The 24,612-nt window shown below is 57.5% G+C and carries 31 protein-coding genes; 21 read left to right on the top strand and 10 right to left on the bottom strand.

All coding sequences use genetic code 11. The features are described from left to right. Positions 1 to 32: 32 nt before the first annotated feature. From rplB to rpsQ, 7 genes are read left to right on the top strand one after another with little or no spacing between them, the layout of a single operon-like run. Entirely contained in the window at positions 33 to 869 is an 837-nt protein-coding gene (gene rplB / locus HMPREF2635_RS06285) for a 50S ribosomal protein L2 (RefSeq protein ID WP_010189648.1), read from the top strand. Positions 870 to 882: 13 nt separating this feature from the next. Further along, a complete protein-coding gene (gene rpsS / locus HMPREF2635_RS06280) occupies positions 883 to 1,161 on the top strand; it encodes a 30S ribosomal protein S19 (protein ID WP_010189646.1) in 279 nt (92 codons plus the stop codon). Positions 1,162 to 1,164: 3 nt separating this feature from the next. Continuing rightward, complete coding sequence (gene rplV / locus HMPREF2635_RS06275; RefSeq protein WP_010189645.1) at positions 1,165 to 1,527, top strand: 50S ribosomal protein L22; 363 nt, start codon at positions 1,165 to 1,167, stop codon at positions 1,525 to 1,527. Beyond that, positions 1,527 to 2,273 (top strand): 30S ribosomal protein S3, encoded by a 747-nt coding sequence (gene rpsC / locus HMPREF2635_RS06270; RefSeq protein WP_049157353.1) that lies wholly within the window; start codon positions 1,527 to 1,529, stop codon positions 2,271 to 2,273. The genes rplV and rpsC overlap by 1 nt, the downstream gene beginning before the upstream one ends. A 3-nt stretch (positions 2,274 to 2,276) precedes the next feature. After that, positions 2,277 to 2,693, top strand: a complete 417-nt coding sequence (gene rplP, locus HMPREF2635_RS06265) for a 50S ribosomal protein L16 (protein ID WP_010189643.1) — start codon at positions 2,277 to 2,279, stop codon at positions 2,691 to 2,693. Further along, entirely contained in the window at positions 2,693 to 2,923 is a 231-nt protein-coding gene (gene rpmC / locus HMPREF2635_RS06260) for a 50S ribosomal protein L29 (RefSeq protein WP_046648476.1), read from the top strand. Before rplP ends, rpmC begins: the two co-directional genes overlap by 1 nt. A 2-nt stretch (positions 2,924 to 2,925) precedes the next feature. Next, positions 2,926 to 3,207, top strand: a complete 282-nt coding sequence (gene rpsQ / locus HMPREF2635_RS06255) for a 30S ribosomal protein S17 (RefSeq protein WP_010189641.1) — start codon at positions 2,926 to 2,928, stop codon at positions 3,205 to 3,207. Positions 3,208 to 3,295: 88 nt separating this feature from the next. On the opposite strand, the gene HMPREF2635_RS06250 is transcribed toward rpsQ, so the two are convergent. After that, a complete protein-coding gene (locus HMPREF2635_RS06250; protein ID WP_070821420.1) occupies positions 3,296 to 3,688 on the bottom strand; it encodes a hypothetical protein in 393 nt (130 codons plus the stop codon). Then, complete coding sequence (locus HMPREF2635_RS06245; RefSeq protein WP_046648508.1) at positions 3,685 to 4,560, bottom strand: carbohydrate kinase family protein; 876 nt, start codon at positions 4,558 to 4,560, stop codon at positions 3,685 to 3,687. The genes HMPREF2635_RS06250 and HMPREF2635_RS06245 overlap by 4 nt, the downstream gene beginning before the upstream one ends. 21 nt (positions 4,561 to 4,581) lie before the next feature. Here HMPREF2635_RS06245 and HMPREF2635_RS06240 point away from each other — a divergent pair, with 21 nt between their 5' ends. The 7 genes from HMPREF2635_RS06240 (at position 4,582) to HMPREF2635_RS06210 (ending at position 11,673) form a co-directional block, all read left to right on the top strand. Next, complete coding sequence (locus HMPREF2635_RS06240; protein ID WP_070821419.1) at positions 4,582 to 5,880, top strand: glycoside hydrolase family 32 protein; 1,299 nt, start codon at positions 4,582 to 4,584, stop codon at positions 5,878 to 5,880. A 112-nt stretch (positions 5,881 to 5,992) separates the two neighbouring features. After that, the gene (locus HMPREF2635_RS06235) at positions 5,993 to 7,996 is read left to right on the top strand and encodes a sucrose-specific PTS transporter subunit IIBC (RefSeq protein ID WP_070821418.1); all 2,004 of its coding nucleotides are present in this window, start codon (positions 5,993 to 5,995) and stop codon (positions 7,994 to 7,996) included. A gap of 411 nt (positions 7,997 to 8,407) precedes the next feature. Next, positions 8,408 to 8,776 carry a 50S ribosomal protein L14 gene (gene rplN / locus HMPREF2635_RS06230; protein ID WP_046648472.1) on the top strand — a complete coding sequence of 123 codons (369 nt, stop codon included), beginning with the start codon at positions 8,408 to 8,410 and terminating at the stop codon, positions 8,774 to 8,776. A gap of 4 nt (positions 8,777 to 8,780) precedes the next feature. Continuing rightward, positions 8,781 to 9,095 carry a 50S ribosomal protein L24 gene (gene rplX, locus HMPREF2635_RS06225; protein ID WP_005527724.1) on the top strand — a complete coding sequence of 105 codons (315 nt, stop codon included), beginning with the start codon at positions 8,781 to 8,783 and terminating at the stop codon, positions 9,093 to 9,095. 1 nt (position 9,096) lies between these two features. Continuing rightward, positions 9,097 to 9,648, top strand: a complete 552-nt coding sequence (rplE, locus tag HMPREF2635_RS06220) for a 50S ribosomal protein L5 (RefSeq protein ID WP_046648471.1) — start codon at positions 9,097 to 9,099, stop codon at positions 9,646 to 9,648. Positions 9,649 to 9,812: 164 nt separating this feature from the next. Next, positions 9,813 to 10,598 carry a formate/nitrite transporter family protein gene (locus tag HMPREF2635_RS06215; protein WP_049157345.1) on the top strand — a complete coding sequence of 262 codons (786 nt, stop codon included), beginning with the start codon at positions 9,813 to 9,815 and terminating at the stop codon, positions 10,596 to 10,598. Between the two features lie 445 nt (positions 10,599 to 11,043). After that, positions 11,044 to 11,673, top strand: a complete 630-nt coding sequence (locus HMPREF2635_RS06210; RefSeq protein ID WP_049157344.1) for an HAD family hydrolase — start codon at positions 11,044 to 11,046, stop codon at positions 11,671 to 11,673. Between the two features lie 65 nt (positions 11,674 to 11,738). Here HMPREF2635_RS06210 and HMPREF2635_RS06205 read toward each other — a convergent pair whose 3' ends face one another. The 5 genes from HMPREF2635_RS06205 to HMPREF2635_RS06185 are packed head-to-tail and all read right to left on the bottom strand — an operon-like array spanning position 11,739 to position 16,789. Further along, positions 11,739 to 12,434, bottom strand: a complete 696-nt coding sequence (locus tag HMPREF2635_RS06205) for a DUF1868 domain-containing protein (RefSeq protein WP_049157342.1) — start codon at positions 12,432 to 12,434, stop codon at positions 11,739 to 11,741. Between the two features lie 11 nt (positions 12,435 to 12,445). Then, a complete protein-coding gene (locus HMPREF2635_RS06200) occupies positions 12,446 to 13,780 on the bottom strand; it encodes an extracellular solute-binding protein (RefSeq protein WP_070517407.1) in 1,335 nt (444 codons plus the stop codon). Next, the gene (locus HMPREF2635_RS06195) at positions 13,780 to 14,697 is read right to left on the bottom strand and encodes a carbohydrate ABC transporter permease (protein ID WP_080975136.1); all 918 of its coding nucleotides are present in this window, start codon (positions 14,695 to 14,697) and stop codon (positions 13,780 to 13,782) included. The genes HMPREF2635_RS06200 and HMPREF2635_RS06195 overlap by 1 nt, the downstream gene beginning before the upstream one ends. Before the next feature lie 26 nt (positions 14,698 to 14,723). Then, entirely contained in the window at positions 14,724 to 15,668 is a 945-nt protein-coding gene (locus tag HMPREF2635_RS06190) for a carbohydrate ABC transporter permease (protein WP_065422051.1), read from the bottom strand. Next, the gene (locus HMPREF2635_RS06185) at positions 15,668 to 16,789 is read right to left on the bottom strand and encodes an ABC transporter ATP-binding protein (protein ID WP_049157338.1); all 1,122 of its coding nucleotides are present in this window, start codon (positions 16,787 to 16,789) and stop codon (positions 15,668 to 15,670) included. The genes HMPREF2635_RS06190 and HMPREF2635_RS06185 overlap by 1 nt, the downstream gene beginning before the upstream one ends. 501 nt (positions 16,790 to 17,290) lie before the next feature. On the opposite strand from HMPREF2635_RS06185, the gene HMPREF2635_RS06180 reads away from it, so the two are divergent. Then, positions 17,291 to 18,454: a LacI family DNA-binding transcriptional regulator gene (locus HMPREF2635_RS06180; RefSeq protein ID WP_080975135.1), complete on the top strand. Its 1,164-nt coding sequence runs from the start codon at positions 17,291 to 17,293 to the stop codon at positions 18,452 to 18,454. Here HMPREF2635_RS06180 and HMPREF2635_RS13820 read toward each other — a convergent pair. After that, positions 18,451 to 18,798: an ArsR family transcriptional regulator gene (locus tag HMPREF2635_RS13820; protein WP_161799819.1), complete on the bottom strand. Its 348-nt coding sequence runs from the start codon at positions 18,796 to 18,798 to the stop codon at positions 18,451 to 18,453. The genes HMPREF2635_RS06180 and HMPREF2635_RS13820 overlap by 4 nt on opposite strands. A gap of 337 nt (positions 18,799 to 19,135) precedes the next feature. On the opposite strand from HMPREF2635_RS13820, the gene HMPREF2635_RS06175 reads away from it, so the two are divergent. Next, on the top strand, positions 19,136 to 20,959 hold the full coding sequence (locus tag HMPREF2635_RS06175; protein ID WP_049157335.1) for a glycerophosphodiester phosphodiesterase family protein: 1,824 nt from the start codon (positions 19,136 to 19,138) through the stop codon (positions 20,957 to 20,959). Positions 20,960 to 21,023: 64 nt separating this feature from the next. Here HMPREF2635_RS06175 and fdhD read toward each other — a convergent pair whose 3' ends face one another. Both fdhD and HMPREF2635_RS06165 read right to left on the bottom strand, forming a co-directional pair. After that, positions 21,024 to 21,857, bottom strand: a complete 834-nt coding sequence (fdhD, locus tag HMPREF2635_RS06170) for a formate dehydrogenase accessory sulfurtransferase FdhD (protein ID WP_070517411.1) — start codon at positions 21,855 to 21,857, stop codon at positions 21,024 to 21,026. Continuing rightward, positions 21,854 to 22,102: a DUF6457 domain-containing protein gene (locus HMPREF2635_RS06165; RefSeq protein WP_049157331.1), complete on the bottom strand. Its 249-nt coding sequence runs from the start codon at positions 22,100 to 22,102 to the stop codon at positions 21,854 to 21,856. Before HMPREF2635_RS06165 ends, fdhD begins: the two co-directional genes overlap by 4 nt. Positions 22,103 to 22,413: 311 nt before the next feature. Between HMPREF2635_RS06165 and rpsH the strand changes: the two genes are divergently transcribed. The 5 genes from rpsH to rpmD are packed head-to-tail and all read left to right on the top strand — an operon-like array spanning position 22,414 to position 24,609. Next, positions 22,414 to 22,797 (top strand): 30S ribosomal protein S8, encoded by a 384-nt coding sequence (gene rpsH, locus HMPREF2635_RS06160; protein ID WP_049157329.1) that lies wholly within the window; start codon positions 22,414 to 22,416, stop codon positions 22,795 to 22,797. Positions 22,798 to 22,811: 14 nt separating this feature from the next. Continuing rightward, positions 22,812 to 23,348: a 50S ribosomal protein L6 gene (gene rplF / locus HMPREF2635_RS06155; protein WP_049157327.1), complete on the top strand. Its 537-nt coding sequence runs from the start codon at positions 22,812 to 22,814 to the stop codon at positions 23,346 to 23,348. 3 nt (positions 23,349 to 23,351) lie between these two features. After that, a complete protein-coding gene (rplR, locus tag HMPREF2635_RS06150; protein WP_046648465.1) occupies positions 23,352 to 23,753 on the top strand; it encodes a 50S ribosomal protein L18 in 402 nt (133 codons plus the stop codon). Between the two features lie 40 nt (positions 23,754 to 23,793). After that, complete coding sequence (gene rpsE / locus HMPREF2635_RS06145) at positions 23,794 to 24,420, top strand: 30S ribosomal protein S5 (RefSeq protein WP_046648464.1); 627 nt, start codon at positions 23,794 to 23,796, stop codon at positions 24,418 to 24,420. 3 nt (positions 24,421 to 24,423) lie between these two features. Beyond that, positions 24,424 to 24,609 (top strand): 50S ribosomal protein L30, encoded by a 186-nt coding sequence (gene rpmD, locus HMPREF2635_RS06140; protein ID WP_010189565.1) that lies wholly within the window; start codon positions 24,424 to 24,426, stop codon positions 24,607 to 24,609. Positions 24,610 to 24,612 lie beyond the last annotated feature (3 nt).

Here is a 24,612-nt window from a genome sequence, read left to right as displayed (position 1 = left end):
CCACCGAAGAGCCGAAAGGAAAAGGAAGAATTATGGCTATTCGTAAGTACAAGCCGACAACTCCGGGTCGCCGCGCATCCTCCGTGTCTGAGTTCGAGGAAATCACTCGCTCGACCCCGGAGAAGTCCCTGCTGCGCCCGCTGAGCAAGACTGGTGGTCGTAACAACTACGGCCGCATCACCACCCGCCACATCGGCGGTGGCCACAAGCGCCGTTACCGTCTCATCGACTTCCGCCGTACCGACAAGGACGGCATCCCTGCAAAGGTCGCTCACATCGAGTACGACCCGAACCGTACCGCTAACATCGCCCTCCTGCACTACGCAGACGGCGAGAAGCGCTACATCATCGCCCCGAAGGGCCTGAAGCAGGGCACCATCGTTGAGGCTGGTCCGAACGCAGATATCAAGGTTGGCAACAACCTGCCGCTGCGCAACATCCCGACCGGTACCACCATCCACGCTGTGGAGCTCAAGCCGGGCGCTGGCGCTAAGCTGGCTCGCTCCGCTGGTGCCTCCATCCAGCTGCTGGGTAAGGAAGGCAAGTACGCCATCCTGCGTATGCCGTCCTCCGAGATTCGTCGCGTCGACATCCGTTGCCGCGCCACCGTCGGTGAGGTTGGCAACGCTGACCAGATGAACATCCGTTGGGGCAAGGCCGGCCGTATGCGTTGGAAGGGCGTCCGCCCGACCGTCCGCGGTGTCGTTATGAACCCGGTCGACCACCCGCACGGTGGTGGTGAGGGTAAGACCTCGGGTGGTCGCCACCCGGTGTCGCCGTGGGGCCACAAGGAGGGCCGCACCCGCAACCCGAACCGTTACTCGAACAACATGATCGTGCGCCGTCGTCGCCCGAACAAGAAGCGCTAAGAGGAGGTAAACAATGCCACGCAGCCTTAAGAAGGGCCCGTTCGTCGATGAGCACCTCCTCAACAAGGTTGATGCTCAGAACGAGGCCGGCACCAAGCAGGTCATCAAGACCTGGTCTCGCCGCTCCACCATCCTGCCCGACTTCATCGGTCACACCTTCGCCGTCCACGACGGTCGTAAGCATGTCCCGGTGTTCGTCGAGGACTCCATGGTTGGTCACAAGCTCGGTGAGTTCGCACCCACCAAGACCTTTAAGGGTCACGTTAAGGACGACAAGAAGGGACGTCGATAAGCGATGAGTGACACCATCACCTCCGCATCCGCAACGGCTCGCTACGTCCGCGTTACCCCGATGAAGGCACGCCGCGTCATCGACCTGGTCCGCGGTAAGTCCGTAGCCGAGGCACTTGCAATCCTGAAGTACGCTCCGCAGGGCGCCGCTGAGCCGGTTGCCAAGGTTGTTGCATCCGCAGCTGCCAACGCTGAGAACAACTTCGGTCTGGATCCGCGCACCCTGGTCATCTCCGAGGCATACGCCAACGAGGGTCCGACCATGCGTCGTTTCCAGCCGCGCGCACAGGGCCGCGCATTCATGATTCGTAAGCGCACCAGCCACATCACCGTGGTTGTCGAGAGCCAGAAGGAAGGGGCCAAGTAATGGGCCAGAAGATCCATCCTCACGGCCTACGTTTGGGCATCACTTCCGACTGGAAGACCCACTGGTACGCCGATAAGGACTACGCAAATTACGTAGCCGAAGACATCAAGATCCGCGAGTACCTGGAGAAGGGCCTCGACCGCGCCGGCATCGCCGACGTCGTCATCGAGCGCACCCGCGACCGCGTCCGCGTGGACATTCACACCGCCCGCCCGGGCATCGTGATTGGCCGCCGCGGTGCTGAGGCTGACCGCATCCGCCGCGAGCTGGAGAAGCTCACCGGCAAGATGGTCGCCCTCAACATCCTCGAGGTCAAGCAGGTCGACGCCAACGCAAACCTGGTTGCACAGTCCATCGCTGAGCAGCTGGTTAACCGCGTGGCCTTCCGCCGCGCAATGCGCAAGGCCATCCAGTCCGCTATGCGCCAGCCGCAGGTTAAGGGTATTAAGATCCTCCTGGCTGGTCGTCTGGGCGGCGCTGAGATGTCCCGCACCGAGCGCTACCACGAGGGTCGCGTTCCGCTGCACACCCTTCGCGCCGAGATCGACTACGGCACCGCAGAGGCCCACACCACCTTCGGCCGCATTGGCATCAAGGTGTGGATCTACAAGGGTGACGTTGTCGGTGGCGTCCGCGAGTCCGAACTGAACGCTCCGGCGCAGGGCCGTGGCCGCGGTGACCGCAACGGTCGTCCGCGTCGTGGTGGCCAGCGTCGCCAGCGCGCACAGCAGAAGCAGGAGGGCTAATCCATGCTGATTCCTAAGCGCGTCAAGTACCGTCGTCAGCACCGCCCGACCCGCTCGGGTGTGTCCAAGGGCGGTAACCGCATCAACTTCGGTGACTACGCCATCCAGGCTCTCGAGCCGGCGTACATCACCAACCGCCAGATTGAGGCCGCACGTATTGCCATCAACCGCCACGTCAAGCGTGGTGGCAAGGTGTGGATCAACATCTTCCCGGACCGTCCGCTGACCCAGAAGCCGCTCGGCGTGCGTATGGGTTCCGGTAAGGGTCCCGTCGAGAAGTGGGTTGCCAACGTTAAGCCGGGCCGCATCCTCTTCGAGATGACCTACCCGAACGAGGCTACCGCCATCGAGGCCCTGCGCCGCGCTGGTCAGAAGCTTCCGTGCAAGGTCCGCATCATCAAGAAGGAGGACCAGTTCTAATGGCTAACGGTACCCCCGCCCACGAGTTCCGCGAGCTCGACAATGCTGAGCTGGAGAACCGCCTGAAGGACGCGAAGGAAGAGCTCTTCAACCTTCGTTTCCAGAAGGCCACCGGCCAGCTGACCAACAACCGCCGCATCGGCACGGTTAAGCGCGACATTGCCCGCATCTACACCGTTCTGCGCGAGCGCGAGCTGGGCCTGTCCGTTGCTCCGGGAGCTGAGGCTTAATCATGAGTGAGGCAAACGTGAACACTAAGAAGGAAAAGGGCGCTCGCAAGACCCGCACCGGCATCGTTGTCTCCGACAAGATGAATAAGACCATCGTTGTCGAGCTCGAGGACCGCAAGCAGCACGCCCTCTACGGCAAGATCATGCGCACTAACAAGAAGGTTAAGGCGCACGACGAGAACGAGACCGCCGGCATCGGCGACCGCGTTCTCATCGCCGAGACTCGCCCGCTGTCCAAGGACAAGCACTTCCGTCTCGTCGAGATCGTGGAGAAGGCTAAGTAGTATCTAGCCCTCTTCTACGTGAATAGCCCCCACGGTTATCGTGGGGGCTATTTTTGTTCCGCCGCGCTCTTCTCCGAGACCAGCTCCTCTAGCGCGCGCCGCGGTGTGTGAGCGCAATGGCAAGGCAAAACGCATTGAGCACCGTGCCGACCGCGAGAAGGAACGTGCCGATGCGGTAGGGCGTAGTGCTGGTCACGTCGATGGTGTTAAAGATCTGAACCCAGACCAACCAGCCTGCGATGAGCGTGCCCGCCCCGAGGGCGGTGAGCGCGCGGAGGCCACGGGTGGGGCGTTGGGCGGGGGAGAAGGCGTGGTAGGAGGCGTCGATAAGCGCTAGCACGGCAAGGATGATCGATGTCCAGGCCGCGACGGGCACCGGGAGCAGGGCCGAGGTGCCGAAGAATACCGGCAGGAGGAAACATATCGCGACGAGAACGAGGAGGACCGCGTTTAAGACGGCTGTGCGCAGGGGATAGTTCATAGCCGTGCCTCTACTTCGGTGCGTGTGGGCGGCTGGGCGCCGGTGCGTGAGACTGTGATGGCCGCGGCAGCCGCCGCAAACTGCAGGATCTCGCGCCAGTCTTCGGCGCTGAGCTCGGCTGCATTCCCGTCTCGTTCCGCCAGAAGAGTCAGGAGTGCAGCCATAACCGTGTCGCCCGCGCCGATGGTGTCCGCCACCTCGACGTTCACCGGCGGGACCTCCAACGACACCGACGCCGTGCGCACGCTCAGCCCGTCCGCCCCGCGCGTGGTGACCACCACCGGTACCTGCTCCAGTGCCCCAGCCCCAAGGAAATCAACCTCTTCTTCACTGAGCTTCAGCAGCGTGACGTGAGGAAGCAGACTCAGCAGGAACTCGCGGTGCTCCGCAGTGGCGAAGAAGGGCCGGATGTTCGGGTCCAGCGCCACCTTCGTCCCGCGCGCAGCCAAGTCCTGGAGAAGCGCGGCATAACGCGAGGCGCCCGGCTCCAGCGCTAGGGAGACGGTGCCGAAGCAGGCCCAGGGGACGTCGGCAAGCGCGGGCTCTACCAGGCGGTCGGCAGTACCCTCCGTGTAAAAGGAATAGGTTGCCGAGCCGTCGTCGGCGATGTTGCACACCGCCAGCGTGGTGGGTTCCTCGCCGCGCTGCACAAGGGAGGTGTCCACGCCCTCCTCGGTGAGACGCTCCACCAGCGCACAGCCGAATGCATCCTTCGATAGACGGGACTGAAAGCCCACGTCAGCGCCCAATCGCCCGGCTGCCACCGCCACGTTGAAGGGGCCGCCACCCAGCGCCGGTTGGAGGTCAGCCAGCTGCCCGCGGCCACGCGGAACAAGATCAACGAGGCCTTCGCCACACACCATAATGTCCATAGAGCCCATACTATCGAGGGCATGAACTACCGTCCGCTTTTTCATCTCTCCCCGCCCTCCGGCCGCTTGAATGACCCGAACGGAATCTTTGTTGATGGCGATACTCTGCACGTCTACTACCAGCACGACCCGTGCTTCCCACACGCTAAGAAACAAACGGGGTGGGGGCACGCCGTAGCATCGCTGGTCGCCGCGCAACCGTGGCGACACTACCCGGACGCGCTGTATCCCATCCGTGAGTACGACGCCCACGGTTGCTACTCGGGCGGCGCAGTGGTCGACGGCGAGGACGTCTGGCTGTTCTATACCGGCAACCTTAAGCGCGATGGCGTACGGATTCCCTCGCAGAACCGCATGCGCGCGGTAGAGCCTTCAGGCCCGGCAGGTGGTTTCTACGAGCACGACCCGGCCAACCCACTCATCAATGGGCCCGCGGAGGGGTTCACGGGGCACTACCGGGATCCCCAGATCACCCGTGATGATGCGGGCTGGCGCATGGTGCTCGGCGCGCAAGCGGAGGATGAAACGGGGCACGTGGTGCTCTACCGCTCCACGGACTTGGCGCACTGGTCCTTTGAAGGCGCGCTCACGTTCGATACCAGCCAGGTCGAGCCGGGCCTGAGCCCTGACCTCGTGCCGGGCGGCTACATGTGGGAATGCCCCAACCTTGTGACGCTGCGTGACCGCGCTACGGGCGAGGACAAGGACGTCCTGGTCATCTGCCCGCAAGGTCTTGAGCCGGTGCTTGCCGACGGCTCTACGCACTACGCTTCCTCCGACCAGTGCGGCTACCTCGTGGGCCGACTCGATGGCACGGTTTTCCACGTGGAGCGTGGTTTTAGTGAGCTGGACTATGGCCACCAGTTCTATGCACCACAGCTGGTGGAGAAGGACGGCGAGGCCATCATGCTGGGGTGGATGGGGTTGCCGGCCCAGGATGACACCCCGACCGTGGAAGAAGGGTGGGTCCACACGCTCACTCTGCCGCGGCGCGTGTGGTTGGAGGATGGCTGGCTGCGCCAAGCTCCAGTCTGGGAGCTGCCGGAGAACGACTCGGTTGCAATGCTTCAGGCAGGCGAAGGCACGTACGCGCTTGTCGACGACTCCGGGGCCGAAGCCTTCCGCGTCACCTACGGCGGGGGAGAACTCCGCTTGGCTTGCGGCGGTGATGAGCGCGTCGTGCCGTGTCCGGCTGGTTCCCTGGACCTCATCGCGGATGGCTGCGCGGTGGAGGTCTTTGCGGGCGATGGGCGGATTGCGGGGGCGTCGACTGTTCTTGGCGCCAGCGGCGCTCGCTGGCTCGGCTGGGAAGCCCGATAGGGTGTGAATCTTCCTATATTTGTGCCCGAATGCTTGGCATTATGTTGAGTAACGTGTCTAATAAGAGGTGACGCTATTTAACTCATCTCACTCTTCTAGGAGGCACGGCGGCATGGAACACTCACAAGTCGCGGAGCGAATCCTGAAAGCCATCGGCGGCGAAGACAACATCGTGGCGCTCGCGCACTGCGCCACCCGCCTGCGCATGGTACTCAAAGACAGCAAGAAGGTCGACAAGGCTGCGCTGGAAAACGATCCGGACCTCAAGGGCATCTTTGAGGCCGGCGGCATGTTCCAGGTCATCGTTGGCCCGGGCGATGTCAACATCGTCTTCGACCAGCTCAACAAGATAACCACCAAGGACATCGCGGTCTCCACGGACAAGCTCAAGGACATTGCCGCCGATTCCGGCAACTGGTTCTCCCGCGCGGTGAAGGTCCTCGCGGATATCTTCGTGCCGCTCATCCCGATTCTGGTCGGCGGCGGTCTGCTCATGGCGCTCAATAACGTCCTGACCGTCAACGGCCTTTTCGGTGAGCAGTCAGTCATTGAGATGTTCCCGGCTATGGCCGATGTTGCCGGGCTTATTAACCTCTTGGCCTCCGCGCCGTTTGCGTTCTTGCCTATTTTGGTGGGCTTTACCGCCACCAAGCGTTTTGGCGGCAACGAGTTCCTCGGCGCCGGCATGGCTATGGCGATGGTGATGCCGGACTTGGTCAACGGTTACCAGGTAGCCGCGACCATCGAAGCGGGGGAGATGACCTACTGGAGCATCTTCGGCCTCGACGTGGCCCAAGCCGGCTACCAAGGCTCCATCCTGCCCATCCTCGTCATCGCCTGGATTCTTGCCACGATTGAGAAGTTCCTGCACAAGCACCTCAAGGGCACGGTGGACTTCCTGCTTACCCCGCTGCTGACGTTGCTGGTGACGGGCTTTATCACCTTCATTGCAGTGGGTCCGGTCCTGCGCACTGCCGGCGACATGCTCGGTGCTGGTCTGAATGACCTCTACACGTTCGCCGGCCCGGTGGGCGGCTTCATCTTTGGTCTGTTCTACTCGCCGATTGTCATCACGGGTCTGCACCAGTCCTTCCCGCCGATCGAGACCATGCTGTGGAACGAAGGCGGCTCCTTCATCTTCGCGGTGGCTTCCGTGGCCAACATTGCCCAGGGTGGTGTGGCCCTGGCGGTTTACTTCCTCGCCCGCTCTGAGAAGCTCAAGGGCCTGTCTGGTGCCTCGGGTGTCTCCGCGCTCTTCGGTATTACCGAGCCCGCCATCTTCGGTGTGAACCTGCGCTTGCGCTGGCCCTTCTACATCGGCATGGGTGCGTCCGCGATTGCTGCGACGCTCATTGCGCTTTTCGACGTCAAAGCCACCGCCCTCGGCGCCGCCGGCTTCATCGGCTTCGTGTCCATGCGCCCCGAGGACTACACGCAGTTCTTCATCTGCGCCTTTACCTCTTTGATCCTGTCCTTCGGCGTGGCCTTTGCCTATGGCCGCTACCTGATTGCCAAGAACGGTTCCATCGATCCTGATGAGACCGGTGCTGCTACCGGTGCCGGCGGCGCGGTACCTGCTGCCACCGCTGACCCGAACGCCTATCGCGTGGCCTCCCCGCTGGCTGGTACTGCTATCGCTTTGGAGTCGGTCTCGGATCCGATGTTCGCGGCGGGCAAGCTGGGCGCCGGCGCGGCCGTCGAGCCCACAGAGGGGCGCCTTGTCTCCCCGATCGACGGTAAGGTCACCGTCACCTTCCCCTCCAAACACGCGTATGCCGTGCGCGGCAAGGACGCCGACGGCAACAACGTGGACATTCTCATGCACATCGGGTTCGATACCGTGAACCTGAAGGGCGAACACTTCACCTCGCACGTCTCCAAGGGCGATGAGGTGAAGGCCGGTGACCTGCTGTGCGAATTCGACATCGAGGCCATCAAGGCCGCCGACTACCCGGTGACCACGCCGGTCGTCGTCTCCAACTCGAAGAAGACAGGCCTAGTCTTGCCGGCCTATGTCACGGGCGAGGAGATCTCCTTCGGCGAGGCGCTTCTCACCGTGGACCCGAAGCCGGAACCGGCTGATGCAGCACCTGCCGCATCAGCCTCCAAGACCTAGGGGTGCTTCAGTGGACAAGGCCTAGGGGCCCGTCCGCCGCTTCCATAAGTGCAGACCTGGAAGTGCAGACACGCTGGTCGTCGCCAAGCACTGCGCGTGCGCTTCACGACGCCACGCAGCACCTCTGCACTTTGAGGTCTGCACATTTGGGTTTGAGGGGATGAGAAGTGTCGTAGGTCGGGGAAGTGGTGCAGCGCGCGATTTGGGGAAACAGCGGCGAGCATGCTTGAATGTATGGGTTGCATATGGCCGGTCGGTGCAGCGCGATGCGTTTCCGAATCGCCGCACCGAGACCCTTCGACCGCTGTGAACAGCGAGTTCGTCGCACAGCCTGTGCCACGTAAGCAAGTAGACCAGGTGTGTCAAGGACGGAAATCTTGACGCACGTTAATCCAGGTCAGGAGACCCATAGTGATTCAGCAAGAATCGCGTCTGCGCGTCGCCGACAACTCCGGTGCACGAGAGATCCTCGTCATCCGCGTTCTCGGCGGCTCCGTTCGACGTTTCGCTGGCATTGGTGACATTGTCGTCGCCACTGTCAAGGAAGCCATCCCGGGTGGCAACGTAAAGGAAGGCGATGTCGTCAAGGCCGTCATCGTCCGTGCCAAGAAGGAGACCCGTCGTCCGGACGGCTCCTACATCGCATTCGATGAAAACGCCGCAGTTATTCTCAAGGGTGACAACGAGCCGCGCGGTACCCGCATCTTCGGCCCGGTTGCTCGCGAACTTCGTGACAAGCGCTTCATGAAGATCGTTTCTCTCGCACCGGAGGTGATCTAATCTTATGAAGATTCATAAGGGCGATATGGTGATCGTTATTTCGGGCCCGGACAAGGGCGCGAAGGGCAAGGTCATCGAGGCATACCCGAAGCGCGACAAGGTCCTCGTTGAGGGCGTCAACCGCGTTAAGAAGCACGTTGCTAACTCCGCTACCGAGCGTGGCGCCGAGTCCGGCGGAATCGTTACCCAGGAAGCTCCGATCCACGTGTCCAACGTTGCGATCGTTGACTCCGAGGGCAACCCGACCCGCGTGGGCTACCGTTTCGACGAGAACGGCAAGAAGGTCCGCATCGCACGTAGCAACGGGAAGGACATCTAACATGAGCGAGAACTACACTCCGCGTCTGAAGACCCGCTACCGCGAGGAAATCAAGAAGGCTCTGAACGAAGAGTTCAAGTACGACAATGTGATGCAGATTCCGGGCGTCACCAAGGTCGTTGTCAACATGGGTGTGGGCGACGCTGCCCGCGACTCCAAGATGATCAACGGCGCTCTCGAGGACCTTACCGCTATCACCGGCCAGAAGCCGCAGGTGCGCCGCGCTAAGAAGTCCATCGCTAACTTCAAGCTCCGTGAGGGTATGCCCATCGGTGCACGCGTTACCCTGCGCGGCGACCGTATGTGGGAGTTCTTGGACCGTCTGCTGACCATTGCGCTGCCGCGTATTCGCGACTTCCGCGGTCTCTCCGACCAGCAGTTCGACGGCCACGGCAACTACACCTTCGGCCTCACCGAGCAGACCATGTTCTACGAGATCGACATCGACAAGGTGGACCGCCCGCGTGGTATGGACATCACCGTCGTGACCTCCGCTACCAACGACGAGGAGGGCCGCAAGCTCCTGCGCGAGCTCGGCTTCCCGTTCAAGTAAATAGCGCTTGAATAATTCCCTCGGGACTCCGTGAAGGAGCTCCGGGGGAATTTTTGCGTCTGCGCCCTTTTTGGGGTGTCGTCTCCCCTGAGCAATGGGTATGTCTGACGTGGGGAGTAGACTACGAGCGTCTGAAAAGTCTGTGTTCCCCAGTGAGGTAAGTGATGTCCCTGAATGATGCTGCTGCGGCGGCCGTGACGAAGAAGGTCACGTTGCTCGATGAGTCCTTCGCCCGCTTCGCCGTGCGCTCCACCCTGGCGGGCGTCTATCTTGCCATCGGTACGGCTTTTGCTGCGGTGATGGGGATGGGCGTCGAGAAGCATGCGGAAGGACTAGGCTCGTTGGTCTTTGCCAGCCTCTTCGGCCTAGGCCTTTTTGCCATCGTTATCTTGGGTGCAGACTTGGCGACGGGCAACATGATGTTCATGATCTATGGCGCCGTGAACAAGCATGTGAGCTGGGGCAAGGGAATGTGGCTCTTGGTCGTCACCACCCTGTTTAACTTGGTGGGCGTCGTGCTCTTTGCCGCTGCCATGGGGGTGTCAGCGAAGCTGGGTGGTATTGACCCGAATCACCTCATTGCCACGCTGTCGATGGGCAAGCTGACCAAGAGCCCGGGCGGTATGTTCGTGGAGGCCATCCTGGCTAACTTCGTGGTCAACATGGCGATTGTGGGCGCGGTCTTTGCGAAGGACATTGTGTCCAAGTTCTTCGTCATCGTGCCGATCATTGCCTGCTTCGTGGGACTGGGCCTGGAGCACGTGATTGCAAACTTCTGCCTCATGCTGCTGACCTTCTTCTGCGCCAGCCCGCTGCCGGAGGGCTTTACCCTCGGCGCGGTGCTGCTCAACTGGTCCATCGTGTGGGTCGGCAACCTTATCGGCGGCGGCTTCCTTATTGGTGGCGTGTACGCCTGGCTTAACTCCGGCCCGGAAGCGTACCGCGACTAGTCTTCTCACTGCCTCGGGCGAACTGCCCGGGGAGGAATTTCTGAATCGTAGAGGGCTCTTAGGGCCACGCAGCTCGTGGTTCGCGCAACGGTCTGGTTAGTCGACGGTTCATCCAGTCAATCTTCCGTGCTTCTTCGAGAGTCCCTCAGTAGACGATGACACGGGAAAGGTGCCGAGTCTCGGGGCTAAGAAGACTGACAGTGCCGCTATTCGTGGTGTGGAAATACGGGCAAGATCTCTCCCTTCTTAAGCGCAACGCTAAGCCCATCTAGCGCAGATTAACGACAAGTAAACAGCCAAGATGGCCTATAGATGAATCTTTTCTGTTGCGGCCAAAATTTCTATTACGCCAGGTCAGCCGGAAAATTCGGGCGCTACACTGTGATTCGTACGTACTGAAGTGTGCGGAGTCAGTGAGAAAATTCTTTTGGTTTGAGGAGAGGCTATGACGATCGTTGTGTTTGATATTGGCAAGGTGTTGGTGCCGGAGGGAGATAGGGTTCCGCGCCTGGTTAACTTCATTACCGAGTGCGGATTGTCAGTGGATACGGAGTCGTTAATGAACGCGTATTGGGCCCATCGCGATGCTTATGACTTGGGGATGTCAGACGAGGAGTATTGGCCGAAGGTCCTTCTCGATGCGGGGCTTTCCTCCGCTGAGATTGAGCACGTTGATTCTGCAGCATTGGGAGCCCTCGACGGGGAGCGTAACTCTGCGACTACCTCCGAGACTTCGGACTTCCTTGCGGAACTTCATGCCGCTGAGGTGCCAGTTGCACTTTTGAGCAATGCACCGCATTCGATGGCTAAGGCGGTAAGGACTTCTCCGTGGGCGCAGGAGATTGTGGCACAGGTGTTCTCGTCCGAGGTCGGGGTTGCCAAACCGAGTCAAGAGATTTTTCGTATAGCCGAAAAGGAAATTGAGAAATCCTTTGGCCCCCACAAGCGTGAAGATGTTGTGTTCTTTGATGATCGCCCCGTAAACATTGAAGGTGCCCAGGCGTTTGGCTGGCAAGGACAGCTGTGGGGAGGAGTGGTGCCTGCACGCACTGTTCTAGCTAATGTATTGACCTAGAGTTACCCCACCGAAAGGAATGCCCTGGCCTCACCAGAATGTGAAGCCAGGGCATTCTCTATTGTCTACCCCTCTCTCGGATTGAAGTAGAGCAAAGGCGGGAAGCTCTGCATATCGTTAAACAAGGAGAAAAAAGCAGGTTCGAGGTTGATAACGCCCATCTCCTGTAACCAGGAATTATAAAGTTCCTCGGCCTCAGAGAGTTCCTCCAGGTTTCCTTCTGCCTGGGTAAGGCGGTAACCCAAAGTGGAGTGTAGCTGGTAGTGCTCAAGGCTTGTCACGGGAATCTCGAGCACCTCTCCAACATCACAACGAAATCGTTCGATCTCTTGACGAACCGACTCATCAGCTGGCTTCAATTTGATGGTCAGGTGTTTGGCGAGTGGGTACATCTCTACAGCGTGCACCGCAAGAGCCTTGGGCCCTTCAATGTTGGCTTCAACGAGGCGTTGACGCATCCGGACAACCGAATCAGGAAAATCATCGGCATCGCTGAGCCAAGCTGGCCAAGCTTCTTTCTGATCGAGTAAAGCTTGATGCTTGAGACCATTGAGGAGGGTCATGTGGAAGCTGGATGGAATGGTGAAGCCGTAATCGTCTTCCCAACCTCTAGACTTAATATCGTCCTGAATTCTAATTTCAAGTTGTTGGAACTCAGAGCCTTCAGGAACATGTGCAACAAAGGTAGAACCAGGATGGCGACGAACATCGCCGCGTTCGGTGAACTTTTCCCAAGTATGGGGATTGGCAATCTTAGTCATTGAACTAGTACCTACTTACTTGCGCGTTTGTTGTAGGAGGCAATGGCAGAATCAGCCGTTTCTTGAGCAGTTTCGAATTCTGCCCTTGGGTCCTTGCCATTGGCGATGGCAGACATGGCTTGGCTATAGGACTTACGAGCGTCATTCAAGGCGCCGGTATGGCACCCAGCGGTAACAGTGTTGACTGGCGTAGAAGCATACTGCTCTAGCAGCGACTTTTGCTGGGGGCTTAGATCGGTCAGAGAATCCATGGCTGAAGTTGTAGTCGGTAGGTAGCCGGTTTCGTCAAAAATCTTCTTTTGAATCTCATCCGAGCCGACGAACTTCATGAATTCCCAAGCTGCGGTTTGTTCTTCTTTGGAAGTACCTTCTTGGATCACCCACAGAGAGTTTCCTCCAGGAACTGCGCCAGCGGCGTCTGTATCTCGTGGCAAGGCGTGAATGGACCAATCCCAATCGAGGTTTGCCTCGGCGACATTTCCGTAACCACCAGAGGAGTTCATCTGGATGGCAGCATTTTTACTAAGGAATGCGCCCGTGGCTGCAGAACCATCACTGCCCGCATCATGGATGGCGCCCTCTTTGTAGAGCTCACTGATCGTCGTCCACATATCGACAAGTTGCGGGTCGTCAATTTTGAACGTTGAAGCCTTTTCCGAGGTAGTGCCATTCTCTGGTGTACAAAACTCGTTGCCCAACATGGCTGCCATCTCTTCGACATACCAGCCTGAGTGATGGAAAGTTAAGCCAGATCGGCCAGTCTTGCCGTGCAGCTTTTCCACAGCTTCCATGAGCCCCTCAGTGGTGCTCAATGAGGATGGTTTGATACCAGCTTCTGCGAGGGCTTCGTCATTGACGTACAAGACTGGTTGAGACACCATTGCTGGCATCGAGTAAATCTTGTCTCCCATCTTGTAGTAGTTGGCGACGACGGGAACAAGATCATTGAAGTCATAGTCGCCATTTTCCTGTGCCAAGTCTTCAGCCGGGATAGCGAGTTCTGAGTCCATCATGAAGCGACTTTGAATGTCGCTAGCTTGCATGAGTGCTGGTAAGTGGCCAGTTTGGACCGAGGCTATGAACTTGGAAATCGAGTCTTCATATGCTCCCTGGTAAGAAGCATGAATTTCGTACTCGCCTTCGTGCTCCGAATTGAATTGGTCAACAATTGCTTGGAGCGTCTCGCCAGAGGCGCCTGAAGAAGAATGCCAGAAGTTCACCACAATTTCGCCGGCTTCATTTCTTGGCACTGAGTCAGAAGATGAGCCGCAGGCGGCAATTCCAAAAGCTGGGATACCCACGGCAGCGACAACAGACAACACCTTTGTGCGGGAAGAAAATGGCATTACTTGACAGCTCCTTCGGTGAGGCCGCGACTCAGGTACTTTTGGCCAAATACCACGAGGATGATTGTGGGCAAGGCTGCAATGAGAAGTCCAGCGAGCACAAGGCCAGTGTCAACGGCAGTTTCATCCGCCAAGGCTTTGATACCCGGCTGAATGGTGCGTACGGACGGGGATTGGGTGATAAGCAATGGCCACATATAGCCATTCCAGGCGGCAATTGCGCCGGTGACTAGCGCAGTCATGCATACCGAACGATTCAAAGGGAGAAGGAAAGTAAAGAGGAACCGAATCCTTCCAACACCTTCGAGCCTCGTTGCTTCATAGATTTCCTTGGGAAACTGCTTGAAAGCTTGATAGAACAAGAAGATTGTGAAGGATGACGCGACATAGGGAAGGAAAATTGCGATGACTGTGTCGTATAGGCCCATCTCACTCACGGTGAGATAGTTACCAATCACCGAGACCTCGGATGGAATCATCATGGGGATAAGAAAGAAACCGAGGATCTTCCCAGGCATGGGAATACGGCCGAAAGCCAAGGCAAAGGCCGCAAGAACCGATGTAATAAATTGGCCTCCGGTTTGGCAAACCGTGACAATCAGTGAGTTCACAAGCTGTTGACCAACTTGGGACTGCTCCCATGCTCGTGGATAGTTTGAACCGACGAAATCACCAAAGAACAGTGTTTGGATGCCGGCTTGAATATCTGCTGTGGAACGTATAGAGCCGACGAACGCGTAGACGACAGGAAATATGATAAAGATGCAGGCAATAAGTAACCAGACCCAAATGAGCGCAGTCATCAACGGTGAGCGCAGTTGAGAACTGGGGCTAGGAGTCGATTGGGAAGATTGGGAGCGCTTTTGTCGGCGGACCTGCTTCACTTTTTTGTGCGGGGTATCTGAGGCGTGAGACATCGCGTGCTCCTCCTTTCAAAAAATTCTTAAGACTGTTTCCGGTTTAGGCGAAACTGGACGAGCGTGAGGATGAGGATGATGACGAAAAGCACCATGCCGCGGGCGGAAGCTGCAGCAAAGTCTGCTGTACCGCCGCCGAATGCCAAGTCATAGATGTCAAGAACGAGGGTCCTAGTGGATGATGCTGGGCCGCCGTCAGTGAGAACGTTGAAGATTGTGAACTCCTTCATCGCCGCCATGGACTGAGTCACAGCCAGGAATAGGAGCATTGGGGCGATTCCTGGAATGATGATGTAACGCACGTACCTGATACCGGTGGCGCCGTCGAGATTCGCGGCTTCTACGACGTCATCCGAGATACCGTCGATAGCGACCATTAGCAGCAAGATGACAAAGGAAATGCCGATCCACAAGTCAACTGTGATTGTGGAAATTAGGGCTACTCGAGGACTGGTTAGCCAGCCTACGGTCCCAAACCCGAGCATCGTCGCTAACTGATCAAAGAAGCCGATGACGGGCGCGAACATATTTCGGAAAACGAGAGTGCCAATCGCCGTTGATACAGCCATAGGCACTAGCACTAAAGAACGCATCCAAAAAGTTCCCTTTAGCCGGTAGCTCAGGGGAAGCGCAATGGCCAAACCGATAGCGAGCTTGAGAACTACGGTGGTTACCGTGAACACCAAGGTTCGCACCAAAGTGGCACCGAAGGCTGGGTCGGTGAACATGTCAACGTAGTTCTCGAGACCAGCGAACCCTTTAGGGCGCCCAAAAAGGTCGGTCGAAACGAACGACAAATACAGCGCTCGGAAGAAAGGGTAAAACTCAAAGATTAGGAAAAGGACAAGGGTTGGAAACAACATTGCCCAGGAAAGCCAGTCAATCCCTGCTCCGCGGTGCTGCTGTTTGTCCTCTTTGACGGTTTCAGCGGTACGACGAGCTGAGGAAGCAGAGTTTGCGGTGATACTCATTAGTTGATCCGCTCCTTAGTATGGCCGCAAAAAAGGTGGAGCTTGTCGCGCTTGATGCGTACCGAAATGGGTGCGCCTTCGTCCAGCATCTCAGTGTTTGCAACGCGAACGAGAAGAGTTGCGGTGGATTCCTCGTCGCTGGTTTCAGAGGCTTTTGAAGAAGCCGCGACTGGTGAACCTTGCGGAACAGCATGTACATATTTGTCGGAACCAAAGTTCTCCACGTATTCAACAGTGCCCAAAATGTCGGCGTCTGCTGATTCGCATAACTCGAAGTCCTCTGGACGAATGCCAATGATGACCTCTCGGTCGTTTGGTTGAACTTTGAGTTCGGGTACAGGAAGATCGAACCCATTGGCTTTCAGCTCTGAACCGTCTTTGACTGCAGAAACTAGGTTCATCGATGGAGACCCGATGAATGTAGCCACAAAAACGTTCGCGGGGCGCAAGTACAAATCCTCCGGAGTTCCGACTTGCTGCATGTTTCCCCCTTCCAGAACTGCGATTCGATCAGCCATGGTCATGGCTTCAGTCTGGTCGTGAGTGACGTAGAGCATCGTCGTCCCGAGCTTTCGCTGTAGACGGCTGATTTGCGAGCGAGTACTTACGCGCAATTTGGCATCGAGGTTGGACAGCGGCTCGTCCATCAGGAATACCTGCGGATTGCGAACAATGGCACGTCCCATGGCAACGCGCTGGCGTTGGCCACCAGACAATGCTTTAGGTAGTCGGTCGAGGTAAGGCTCGAGTTCAAGTAGCTTCGCTGCCTCAGCTACACGTTCAGCGCGGCTCGCCTTGTCAACCTTCTGCATCTTGAGCGCAAACTCCATATTCTCACCGACCGTCATATGCGGATACAGGGCGTAAGACTGGAAGACCATAGCGACATCGCGCTTAGAAGGTGGGAGCTGAGAGGCACGCTGATTACCAATGAAAATTTCACCACCTGTGACAGCTTCGAGACCTGCAACCATTCGAAGGGTCGTGGACTTACCGGAGCCGGATGGTCCAACGACCGCTAGAAACTCGCCGTCATTGACTGTGAGATCGAGGTTATTGATGGTGGGTGTTTCATTGCCGGGATAGAGCAGCGTAGCCGCGTCAAAAACTATGTCGGACATCGAGATAACTTTCTGAACTAAAAGTGAACGAGAGTTGATGCTTTGACCTGCCAAGCGCGGCATCCGTGACAGAATGCGGTGCGTCGCCGCCCTTGGGAAGCGAAAACACTGTCCCAGCTGTAAGTAAACGGGGTCACTCGGGTGCGTAAACAACAAACGAAGCGCGCCACGTCTTCTCTGGTCTGCATGTGTGCAGGTAGAAGCGCGTCGTCTCGCTGTTTCAATTTGTGGCAACCCCCTGAGCTTGACTTTTGCTCTTTTTGTTGGTTGAAGGCCAAGTGGACAAGGTTGCGTTGAGGTGAACGATCGGGATTTTGTTTACCCAACACTCTGCGATGAGGCTACGTTTCCCTTGGAGGAGGGGGGAAGTTTCCCCACTTGGGCAAAATGGCTTTTCTCACTTTGGAGTTATTGGGGTTGGAGTTTCTTCAAATGACCCTCATGCGGGGGTGCCTGAGTAAGAGGGGGCTTGTTGATGCGGCAGATGCCCAGTCCCAATGAATGGCTGCGCAATTGGTGAAAAGTAGAGCGGTAAAGGGCAGTGGTGGGTACTGTGCAAGAAGGGAGACAAAACGCGGCACTCTTCTAGGTCTGTCTTATGCTGCGAAGGAAGGGCTCTCCATGGGTGACTGTATTTCTAATGGGGCAGAGGGTCGACAGCCGACGCTCGGAGACATCGCGGCGCGAGCCGGCGTCTCTCGCAGCTCAGTCTCACGCGTTTTTCGGGGACAGAAGAAAGTGTCTGATGAAAACAGACGGAGGATTCTCGAGGCTGCGCATGAACTTGGCTACGTTCCGAACGTGATTGCTCGGAAACTATCGGCTCTTAACGGGCGAACACTTGGTGCATTGGTTCGGGACCCTGCTAATCCTGCTTACGGTTTGCTTCTCCAGGAGCTGCAGGTTGCCGCTCATCGCCACGGATATGATTTAGTTACCATGTCGGTTGCGCCAGGTAAGTGTGATGACCGTCAGCTAGACAGCTTGTCTCATCTCCTTGGGTTGGGAGTAGCGGGACTAATTGTCTCCACTGGAGATTTAGCGAGTGAGCTCTTGCTGCCTTTCGCAGAACGCGTACCAATCATTCGGGCAGGTCGACCGGAGCCCGATGCGTTAATTCCCGCTGTCTCTTTCGATGCAGAACACGCAGGCAAGGTTCTTGCTGAAGCTGTTGTTAAAGCCGGCCACACGAAGATTGCAGTGGTGCGTACGTGTCCTGAAGTTTCGTTTCCGGAGTACACCCGAGCTCAGGCAACAATCGCAGAAATACGTAAACAAGGGTTGGAGCCCTTTATTGTTGACGTGAAGTTCGATAGCGGGGAAGCGTATGTGGTACCTCTCATTAAGAGTGGAGCCATCACGGCTGTCATGTGCCCAACAGATTTGCGCCAGCTCCATTACTTGCGTGTTTGCCAGGATGAGGGAATATCCGTTCCCAGCCAAGTGAGTGTCACTGGCTGTGATGGGGCGTTGCCAGGCTTCGACATTATGGGTTTGACGACTTATTCCTGGCCTGTGCGAAAACTGGCCGAGGCAGCGATTTCTTCGATTCTTGAATTGATCGATTCATATGGAGATGTCGAGAAACAGACCCCGTGGATCCAAAGAAAGTATCAAGGGAATTTTGTCCCTGGGCGTACTCTTGCGCCACCAAACGAAAATTAGGTCCAGGGCTCGCGCGGTCGTGGTTGAGTTTCAAGCCGAGTATTTGCTGAAGGAATTAATGGCAGCGCTGCGAGGATGATGTTTCCAGCGTTCGGAGAAACTGAGACCGCCCGGCCAGCTGGAGCGATTGAGATCTGGACAAGGTGCGCTTCTCTAAGAATCTTTACGTGACGGCTGAGTACTGATTCCGTGACCTGCAGGTAACAGGCAAGGCGCTTTTGCTGTTGTGGACCAGCAATGAAAAGAGTGTGGAGAATTGTCCATCGAACTGGATTTGCTATTGCTGCGATGACTTTGACGGTAGCGCTGTGCTTTGCATAGCAGTTTATTGGTCGAGACAACATCGGTATCCAGCCTCTTTTCAATGTACATAGTGTCATCTAAGAAATCTGAGCCTCGTCGGTATTGCGATGAGTGTCAAGCCTGTGATTCTGTGCCTCTTGAATTGTGTGGAAACCTGGCCTGATTGTGGAAGGATCACTGACTATCCGAAGGGCCATTTAGGTGCACGTTTGAGCTGCGTGTGGTGGATTAGCGCACTTCCGAACTTTAAGAAAACTGCAAGAGAGATTTGAGTCATAGGAACGGTGAAATCAGAAATTTACCTTCATTTGTAATGGGGAAATACCTCATTGGGGTTCCACACAATCAATGTTGGTGCCCAACCGTAAAGGAGTATTGATGAGACGGTTACAATTTCTGATAGCCATCCTGACCATGCTTTTGGCGTCATTCTCACCTCAGGCTAACGCTCAAACAACTGTGAATGGAGCGCTGGTAAAATCCCGATGCCCGAATTGGCAGACGCAGGTAGAGCAAATTCGGTCGGAAAAGACTAATTCAAAGGTCATCACCGCGCGACATCGTGGAGCGTTTGACAAGCAACTCCCAGAAAACAGTTTGGGGGCGTTCCTTCAAGCATTTGATCAGTGTCGTCCGGTCATCGAAACAGATGTCCGAATGACGGCGGATGGCGTCCCCGTGATTTTTCATGATACGAACATCGGAAAAATGCTGCGCAAGGATTATGACCCAGAATCTAATGAGGGGCCAAACGAAAGACTAAATTCCTTGAAGTTTGGAGAACTGAAGAGTCTTCGATTGGTGAGGCCCGATCGTACTGAAACGTCATTCGAGGTTCCTTCGGTAGAGGAGCTAGTTGATTTCACTCTTCAACATGAGGGGCAGTCAGTTATTCAGCTAGAAATTAAGGAGAAGTCGGCCTTCTTGGCGACGTTGAAAGTTCTAGACGAAAAAGAACGAGAGTATGCGGGGCGGGGAGTTCTCGAGCGCTTCATGGTGAAATTTTCCATGAATGAGGCTCCCACTCCACAGCATTTTGAAAACTTGCTTCGCCAATCAGGCATTGAAAACCGCTTCACGTTGATGCCAAAGATCAATCCTGGCATTGCGATGGCCTTGAATAGCGGGGAGCAATTGGATGATCCACCGCAGCTAGAGCTCGGCAGCAATGCATCACGAGCAGTCGGCTGGTGGTCGGCCGCTTCTCGGACACAGGTGCCTATTGTCGAGGTTAATCTCAAGGATGCAAGCGAGTTTCTTCGCACGGAACGTGAGGTTGGAAGTCGTTTCGGAGCCTTTGAGCGTCCCGTGAACGTGGCTTTGGATAACGTCAAGAAAGGCACGGTTGGAGAATATGTAGCTGTGGTCCACTTCTTTGGGAAGAAGTTAGGGGCTTTCGTTCCGGTACCGGATTTTGTGATGTTTACTCCAGGGCCGGCGGCTGGGTATACGGTGCCGAATACATTTGGGGATAAGAAGCCTATACCGGCAACGGATGCATTCTTCAATAACGACTCGAGCTGCTGTTATCGCCTCACAGATCGACGTCAAGCCACGCCGATTGCGGAGGAAAAACACGACTGGCGCGAAAATCTTGACTTTCTGCGTGCGGTTGGAGCAAACTTCTTGACGGCTGACGATACCGATTCGATCGACCTTTATGCATTCGAACAGGGGTACTTGAATCTAGTGAGCCGACCTGCCCCGGTCGCGCCGCCTAAAGACATGAATTCTAGCTTGTACTACAAAGTCAAGGATAGAGCGGTCCCCGACCGTGCCATAGTTCGGATTGAAGGGTGGGATGGACGGCAAGCAGCAGCGTGGGGCGGGAAAGTGTGTTTATGGACGAGCCCGAACAACTCACTGTGGACAGTGAAATGTGACTACAAAGACGAGCCGTATAGTAACCGCTTGCAGATTGAAACTGTAGGCGATAGCTACATGCGAATTAGAGACCCGAAGTCGTTACAGTGCGTCTATTCCACGCCTAACGTCGACGATCGGATTGCATGGTCGGCGGACTGTAACTCTGATCGTGCACTCTGGCGCCGAACCAACAAGCACAGATTTGTTGATGTTGATGGTCGAGAAATCAATTTCCAATGGGATGATCGATACAGTTACGGAAACCCTTTTGCGTACAACTATCTGAGCCGTGGCGACACAAGTACCTGGTCACAATGGAAATTGGTTCCTCAATAGGAGCTCTTTCTCTTTTCATCGCAGCCCAGTTCCATCGTCGCGACGATCCCCGCAGTAAGCGAAGCTATCGTGCGGTCAAGCTTCCGGAATAAAGGTTAAAGCGGTCCCCGCGGGCAAAGCCCACGAGCGCCATTCCGGTCTCCCGGGCGGTTTCCACGGCTAGGGAGGAGGCGGCGGAGACCGCGACGAGCATGCCAAAGCCGGCCATTGCGGCCTTGTTGACCAGCTCGAAGCTCGCGCGCGAGCTCATGACGAGAATGAGGTCGCTGGCCGGCAGCAAGCCTTCCATGAGTAGGTGGCCAATGACCTTATCCGCCGCGTTGTGCCTTCCGACGTCCTCGCGCACCACGACGGGCTTGCCGTCAAGTGTGAAGGCACCTGCGGCGTGAATGCCGCCGGTCTTGCGGAACTGTTTCTGCTCCCGCTTGAGGGCCTCGGGCAGCGTGGCGACGACCCTCGGATCCACCGGCACCCGGGGAATCTCGTAGCGGCTTTGCTTCATGAGCGCCTCGATGGACGAGGTGCCGCACACGCCGCAGGCAGACGTAGTAGTCGTCAACCGCAGATCGGCAAGCGAGATCGCGTGGGGGTTAGCCAGCTCCACATCGAGCAGATTATAGGGGTTGCGCCCATCCACCGAGGCGCCAGCGCAGTAGCGCGCCTCCCGGACATCACTGACCTTCTCGATGTGTCCTTCGGAATGAAGAAAACCATGCGCTAGCTCGACGTCGTGTCCCGGCGTGCGCATCGTCGTCGTCAGCGTCTGCCCGCCCACGCGGATCTCCAGCGGCTCTTCGCCGGCGACGGTATCGCCGCGGGTATCTACCTGGGTGACCTGCCCGTTCTCATCGAGGCGCACCTTGGTTACGGCAAAGGTGGCGTTGATGCGCCCGCTCATCGGTTAAGGGCCTCCTTCAATGTGGCGATGTGAGCGCGGGCCTCCTCTGTGTCCTTAGACGCTAGGCCCACCAGGTAGGCCGTTAGGGGAGCGGCCGGCCGGGACTGGGTGTGGGCAACATCCTTGGTCAGATCCAGCAACTCCGTGACGAGGGCGGTGGCGTCGGCCGGGGAGACGTCGAGAAGCTCGGCGGCCTCCTGGAGCCACTGGTGGGCGGTGCGGATGGGGTCTGGTGTTTCACTCATGACTTCTCATGCTAACGCGTTTTGGAAAACAGCATGTCAGCGGGTAGAGTAAGCCGACGGACTTGCATTTTCCCACTCCTGCGCCGCGAAAACAGCGCAGGAGGTGCGGAAACGTGCCAAGCCGGAAGAATTGAACATATCTACTTTGTTGTAGGCCCCTCGCCGTAGATAGCGGACCGTTGTCTGTATCAAAGGGTGGCGAGCGCCTCGCGGTATTGACCGCGGGGAGCGTGAGTAGCCCGAAATCACACGGAAAACGCTTTGGTGAGCTTTTACGGGAACCGCAACGAGAAAGGTTACAGGTCACTCATATGACTATGACTGATCCTATTGCCGACATGCTGTCGCGCGTGCGCAATGCATCTAATGCGCACCACGACGTCGTGTCGATGCCGACCTCCAAGATCAAGGCCAACATCGCTGAGATCTTGAAGCAGGAAGGCTACATCGCTGACTACTCCGTCGAGGGCCACGAGCTGACCCTCGAGCTTAAGTACAACAACCGTGAGCGTTCCCTCTCGGGTCTGCGTCGCGTGTCTAAGCCGGGTCTGCGTGTGTACGCAAAGTCCACCGAACTGCCGCAGGTTCTGGGCGGCCTGGGCGTGGCCATCATTTCCACGTCTCAGGGTCTGCTTACCGACCGTCAGGCTCAGGAGAAGGGTGTAGGCGGAGAAGTTCTCGCCTACGTCTGGTAAGGGAGGATTGACACATGTCTCGTATCGGTCTAGCACCTATCGCCGTCCCGAAGGGCGTCGAGATCACCATCAACGGCCAGGTTGTCAACGTTAAGGGTTCCAAGGGCACCCTCGAGGTTGAGCTGCCGGAGCCGATCACCGCAGCCGTCGAGGACGATGAGATCAAGGTCTCCCGTCCGGATGACGACCGCAAGAACCGCGCCCTGCACGGTCTATCCCGCTCCCTGGTCAACAACGCCGTTGTTGGCGTGACCGAGGGCTACACCAAGAAGATGGAAATCTTCGGTGTCGGTTACCGTGTCCAGCAGAAGGGCAAGGACCTGGAGTTTTCTCTGGGCTACTCCCACCCGATCCTCATCGAGGCTCCGGAGGGCATCACCTTCGCTGTGGATGGCGCAACCAAGCTCTCCGTATCTGGTATTGACAAGCAACTGGTTGGACAGGTCGCCGCGTACATCCGCCGCCTGCGTAAGGACGATCCTTACAAGGGCAAGGGTATTCGCTACGACGGCGAGCAGGTCCGCCGCAAGGTCGGAAAGACGGGTAAGTAAGCAATGGCTAACACTGAAAACGCAAAGCGCACCCCGGTTGGCAAGGACATTTCCTCGCGTCGTCGTGAAGCACGCGCGCGCCGCCACTTCCGCATCCGTAAGACCCTCCGCGGCACCCCTGAGGCACCGCGTCTGGTCGTTCACCGCTCCTCCCGCCACATGCACGTCCAGGTCATCGACGACCTGGCCGGCCACACCCTGGCTGCCGCTTCCTCCATGGAAGCCGACGTGCGTGCACTCGAGGGCGATAAGAAGGCCAAGGCTGCCAAGGTGGGCCAGCTCATCGCTGAGCGCGCCAAGGCTGCTGGCATCGAGCAGGTCGTCTTCGACCGTGCAGGCTACAAGTACCACGGCCGCGTTGCTGCGCTGGCCGACGCCGCTCGCGAAGGTGGTCTGCAGTTCTAATGATTAAGGCATACGGAAACATCAACGGAAGGAACGCCTAATGTCGGACCGTGAACAGCGTGACGGCGGACGCTCCGCCGAGAACAACAACGACCGCAAGGGTCGCAACAACGGCCGTCGTAACGACCGCCGCAACCAGCAGGACAACGAGCGCGATAAGTACATCGAGCGCGTTGTGACCATCAACCGCGTCGCTAAGACCGTTAAGGGTGGCCGCAACATGTCCTTCACCGCTCTCGTCGTCGTTGGCGACGGCCAGGGCATGGTGGGCGTCGGCTACGGCAAGGCCAAGGAAGTCCCGGCCGCAATCCAGAAGGGTGCAGAAGAGGCTCGCAAGAACTTCTTCCGCGTCCCGATGATTGCTGGCACCATTACCCACCCGGTTGAGGGTCGCGACGCAGCTGGCATCGTCATGATGAAGCCGGCCGCTCCGGGTACCGGTGTCATCGCCGGCGGTGCTGCTCGTCCGGTGCTTGAGTGCGCTGGTGTGCAGGACATTCTGTCGAAGTCCCTGGGCTCCGACAACGCTCTCAACGTCGTCCGCGCTACCGTGGACGGCCTCAAGCAGCTGGTTCGTCCGGAGGAAGTTGCCGCACGTCGTGGCAAGTCCCTCGAGGACGTCGCACCGGCCCAGATGCTGCGCAAGCGCGCAGGTCAGGAGGCATAAGCAATGGCTCTGAAGATTACTCAGGTAAAGGGCCTTGTGGGCACCAAGCCGAACCACCGCGCAAACATGGAGTCGCTTGGTCTCAAGCGCATCGGTCACTCTGTAGTTAAGCAGGACACCCCGATCATCCGCGGTATGGTTCACAAGGTGCGTCACCTGGTCACCGTCGAAGAAGTGGCAGGGGAGTAAACC

The sequence above is a fragment of the Corynebacterium sp. HMSC035E02 genome (assembly GCF_001836065.1).
Classification (GTDB): domain Bacteria; phylum Actinomycetota; class Actinomycetes; order Mycobacteriales; family Mycobacteriaceae; genus Corynebacterium; species Corynebacterium hiratae.
This window is presented reverse-complemented; position numbering and strand designations above follow the sequence as displayed.

Coding starts and splice junctions, on each gene's coding strand:
- rplB (WP_010189648.1), top strand. CDS start 33: ATGGCTATTCGTAAGTACAAGCCGACAACTCCGGGTCGCCGCGCATCC.
- rpsS (WP_010189646.1), top strand. CDS start 883: ATGCCACGCAGCCTTAAGAAGGGCCCGTTCGTCGATGAGCACCTCCTC.
- rplV (WP_010189645.1), top strand. CDS start 1,165: ATGAGTGACACCATCACCTCCGCATCCGCAACGGCTCGCTACGTCCGC.
- rpsC (WP_049157353.1), top strand. CDS start 1,527: ATGGGCCAGAAGATCCATCCTCACGGCCTACGTTTGGGCATCACTTCC.
- rplP (WP_010189643.1), top strand. CDS start 2,277: ATGCTGATTCCTAAGCGCGTCAAGTACCGTCGTCAGCACCGCCCGACC.
- rpmC (WP_046648476.1), top strand. CDS start 2,693: ATGGCTAACGGTACCCCCGCCCACGAGTTCCGCGAGCTCGACAATGCT.
- rpsQ (WP_010189641.1), top strand. CDS start 2,926: ATGAGTGAGGCAAACGTGAACACTAAGAAGGAAAAGGGCGCTCGCAAG.
- HMPREF2635_RS06250 (WP_070821420.1), bottom strand. CDS start 3,688: ATGAACTATCCCCTGCGCACAGCCGTCTTAAACGCGGTCCTCCTCGTT.
- HMPREF2635_RS06245 (WP_046648508.1), bottom strand. CDS start 4,560: ATGGACATTATGGTGTGTGGCGAAGGCCTCGTTGATCTTGTTCCGCGT.
- HMPREF2635_RS06240 (WP_070821419.1), top strand. CDS start 4,582: ATGAACTACCGTCCGCTTTTTCATCTCTCCCCGCCCTCCGGCCGCTTG.
- HMPREF2635_RS06235 (WP_070821418.1), top strand. CDS start 5,993: ATGGAACACTCACAAGTCGCGGAGCGAATCCTGAAAGCCATCGGCGGC.
- rplX (WP_005527724.1), top strand. CDS start 8,781: ATGAAGATTCATAAGGGCGATATGGTGATCGTTATTTCGGGCCCGGAC.
- rplE (WP_046648471.1), top strand. CDS start 9,097: ATGAGCGAGAACTACACTCCGCGTCTGAAGACCCGCTACCGCGAGGAA.
- HMPREF2635_RS06215 (WP_049157345.1), top strand. CDS start 9,813: ATGTCCCTGAATGATGCTGCTGCGGCGGCCGTGACGAAGAAGGTCACG.
- HMPREF2635_RS06210 (WP_049157344.1), top strand. CDS start 11,044: ATGACGATCGTTGTGTTTGATATTGGCAAGGTGTTGGTGCCGGAGGGA.
- HMPREF2635_RS06205 (WP_049157342.1), bottom strand. CDS start 12,434: ATGACTAAGATTGCCAATCCCCATACTTGGGAAAAGTTCACCGAACGC.
- HMPREF2635_RS06200 (WP_070517407.1), bottom strand. CDS start 13,780: ATGCCATTTTCTTCCCGCACAAAGGTGTTGTCTGTTGTCGCTGCCGTG.
- HMPREF2635_RS06195 (WP_080975136.1), bottom strand. CDS start 14,697: ATGTCTCACGCCTCAGATACCCCGCACAAAAAAGTGAAGCAGGTCCGC.
- HMPREF2635_RS06190 (WP_065422051.1), bottom strand. CDS start 15,668: ATGAGTATCACCGCAAACTCTGCTTCCTCAGCTCGTCGTACCGCTGAA.
- HMPREF2635_RS06185 (WP_049157338.1), bottom strand. CDS start 16,789: ATGTCCGACATAGTTTTTGACGCGGCTACGCTGCTCTATCCCGGCAAT.
- HMPREF2635_RS06180 (WP_080975135.1), top strand. CDS start 17,291: ATGGCTGCGCAATTGGTGAAAAGTAGAGCGGTAAAGGGCAGTGGTGGG.
- HMPREF2635_RS13820 (WP_161799819.1), bottom strand. CDS start 18,798: ATGTTGTCTCGACCAATAAACTGCTATGCAAAGCACAGCGCTACCGTC.
- HMPREF2635_RS06175 (WP_049157335.1), top strand. CDS start 19,136: ATGAGACGGTTACAATTTCTGATAGCCATCCTGACCATGCTTTTGGCG.
- fdhD (WP_070517411.1), bottom strand. CDS start 21,857: ATGAGCGGGCGCATCAACGCCACCTTTGCCGTAACCAAGGTGCGCCTC.
- HMPREF2635_RS06165 (WP_049157331.1), bottom strand. CDS start 22,102: ATGAGTGAAACACCAGACCCCATCCGCACCGCCCACCAGTGGCTCCAG.
- rpsH (WP_049157329.1), top strand. CDS start 22,414: ATGACTATGACTGATCCTATTGCCGACATGCTGTCGCGCGTGCGCAAT.
- rplF (WP_049157327.1), top strand. CDS start 22,812: ATGTCTCGTATCGGTCTAGCACCTATCGCCGTCCCGAAGGGCGTCGAG.
- rplR (WP_046648465.1), top strand. CDS start 23,352: ATGGCTAACACTGAAAACGCAAAGCGCACCCCGGTTGGCAAGGACATT.
- rpsE (WP_046648464.1), top strand. CDS start 23,794: ATGTCGGACCGTGAACAGCGTGACGGCGGACGCTCCGCCGAGAACAAC.
- rpmD (WP_010189565.1), top strand. CDS start 24,424: ATGGCTCTGAAGATTACTCAGGTAAAGGGCCTTGTGGGCACCAAGCCG.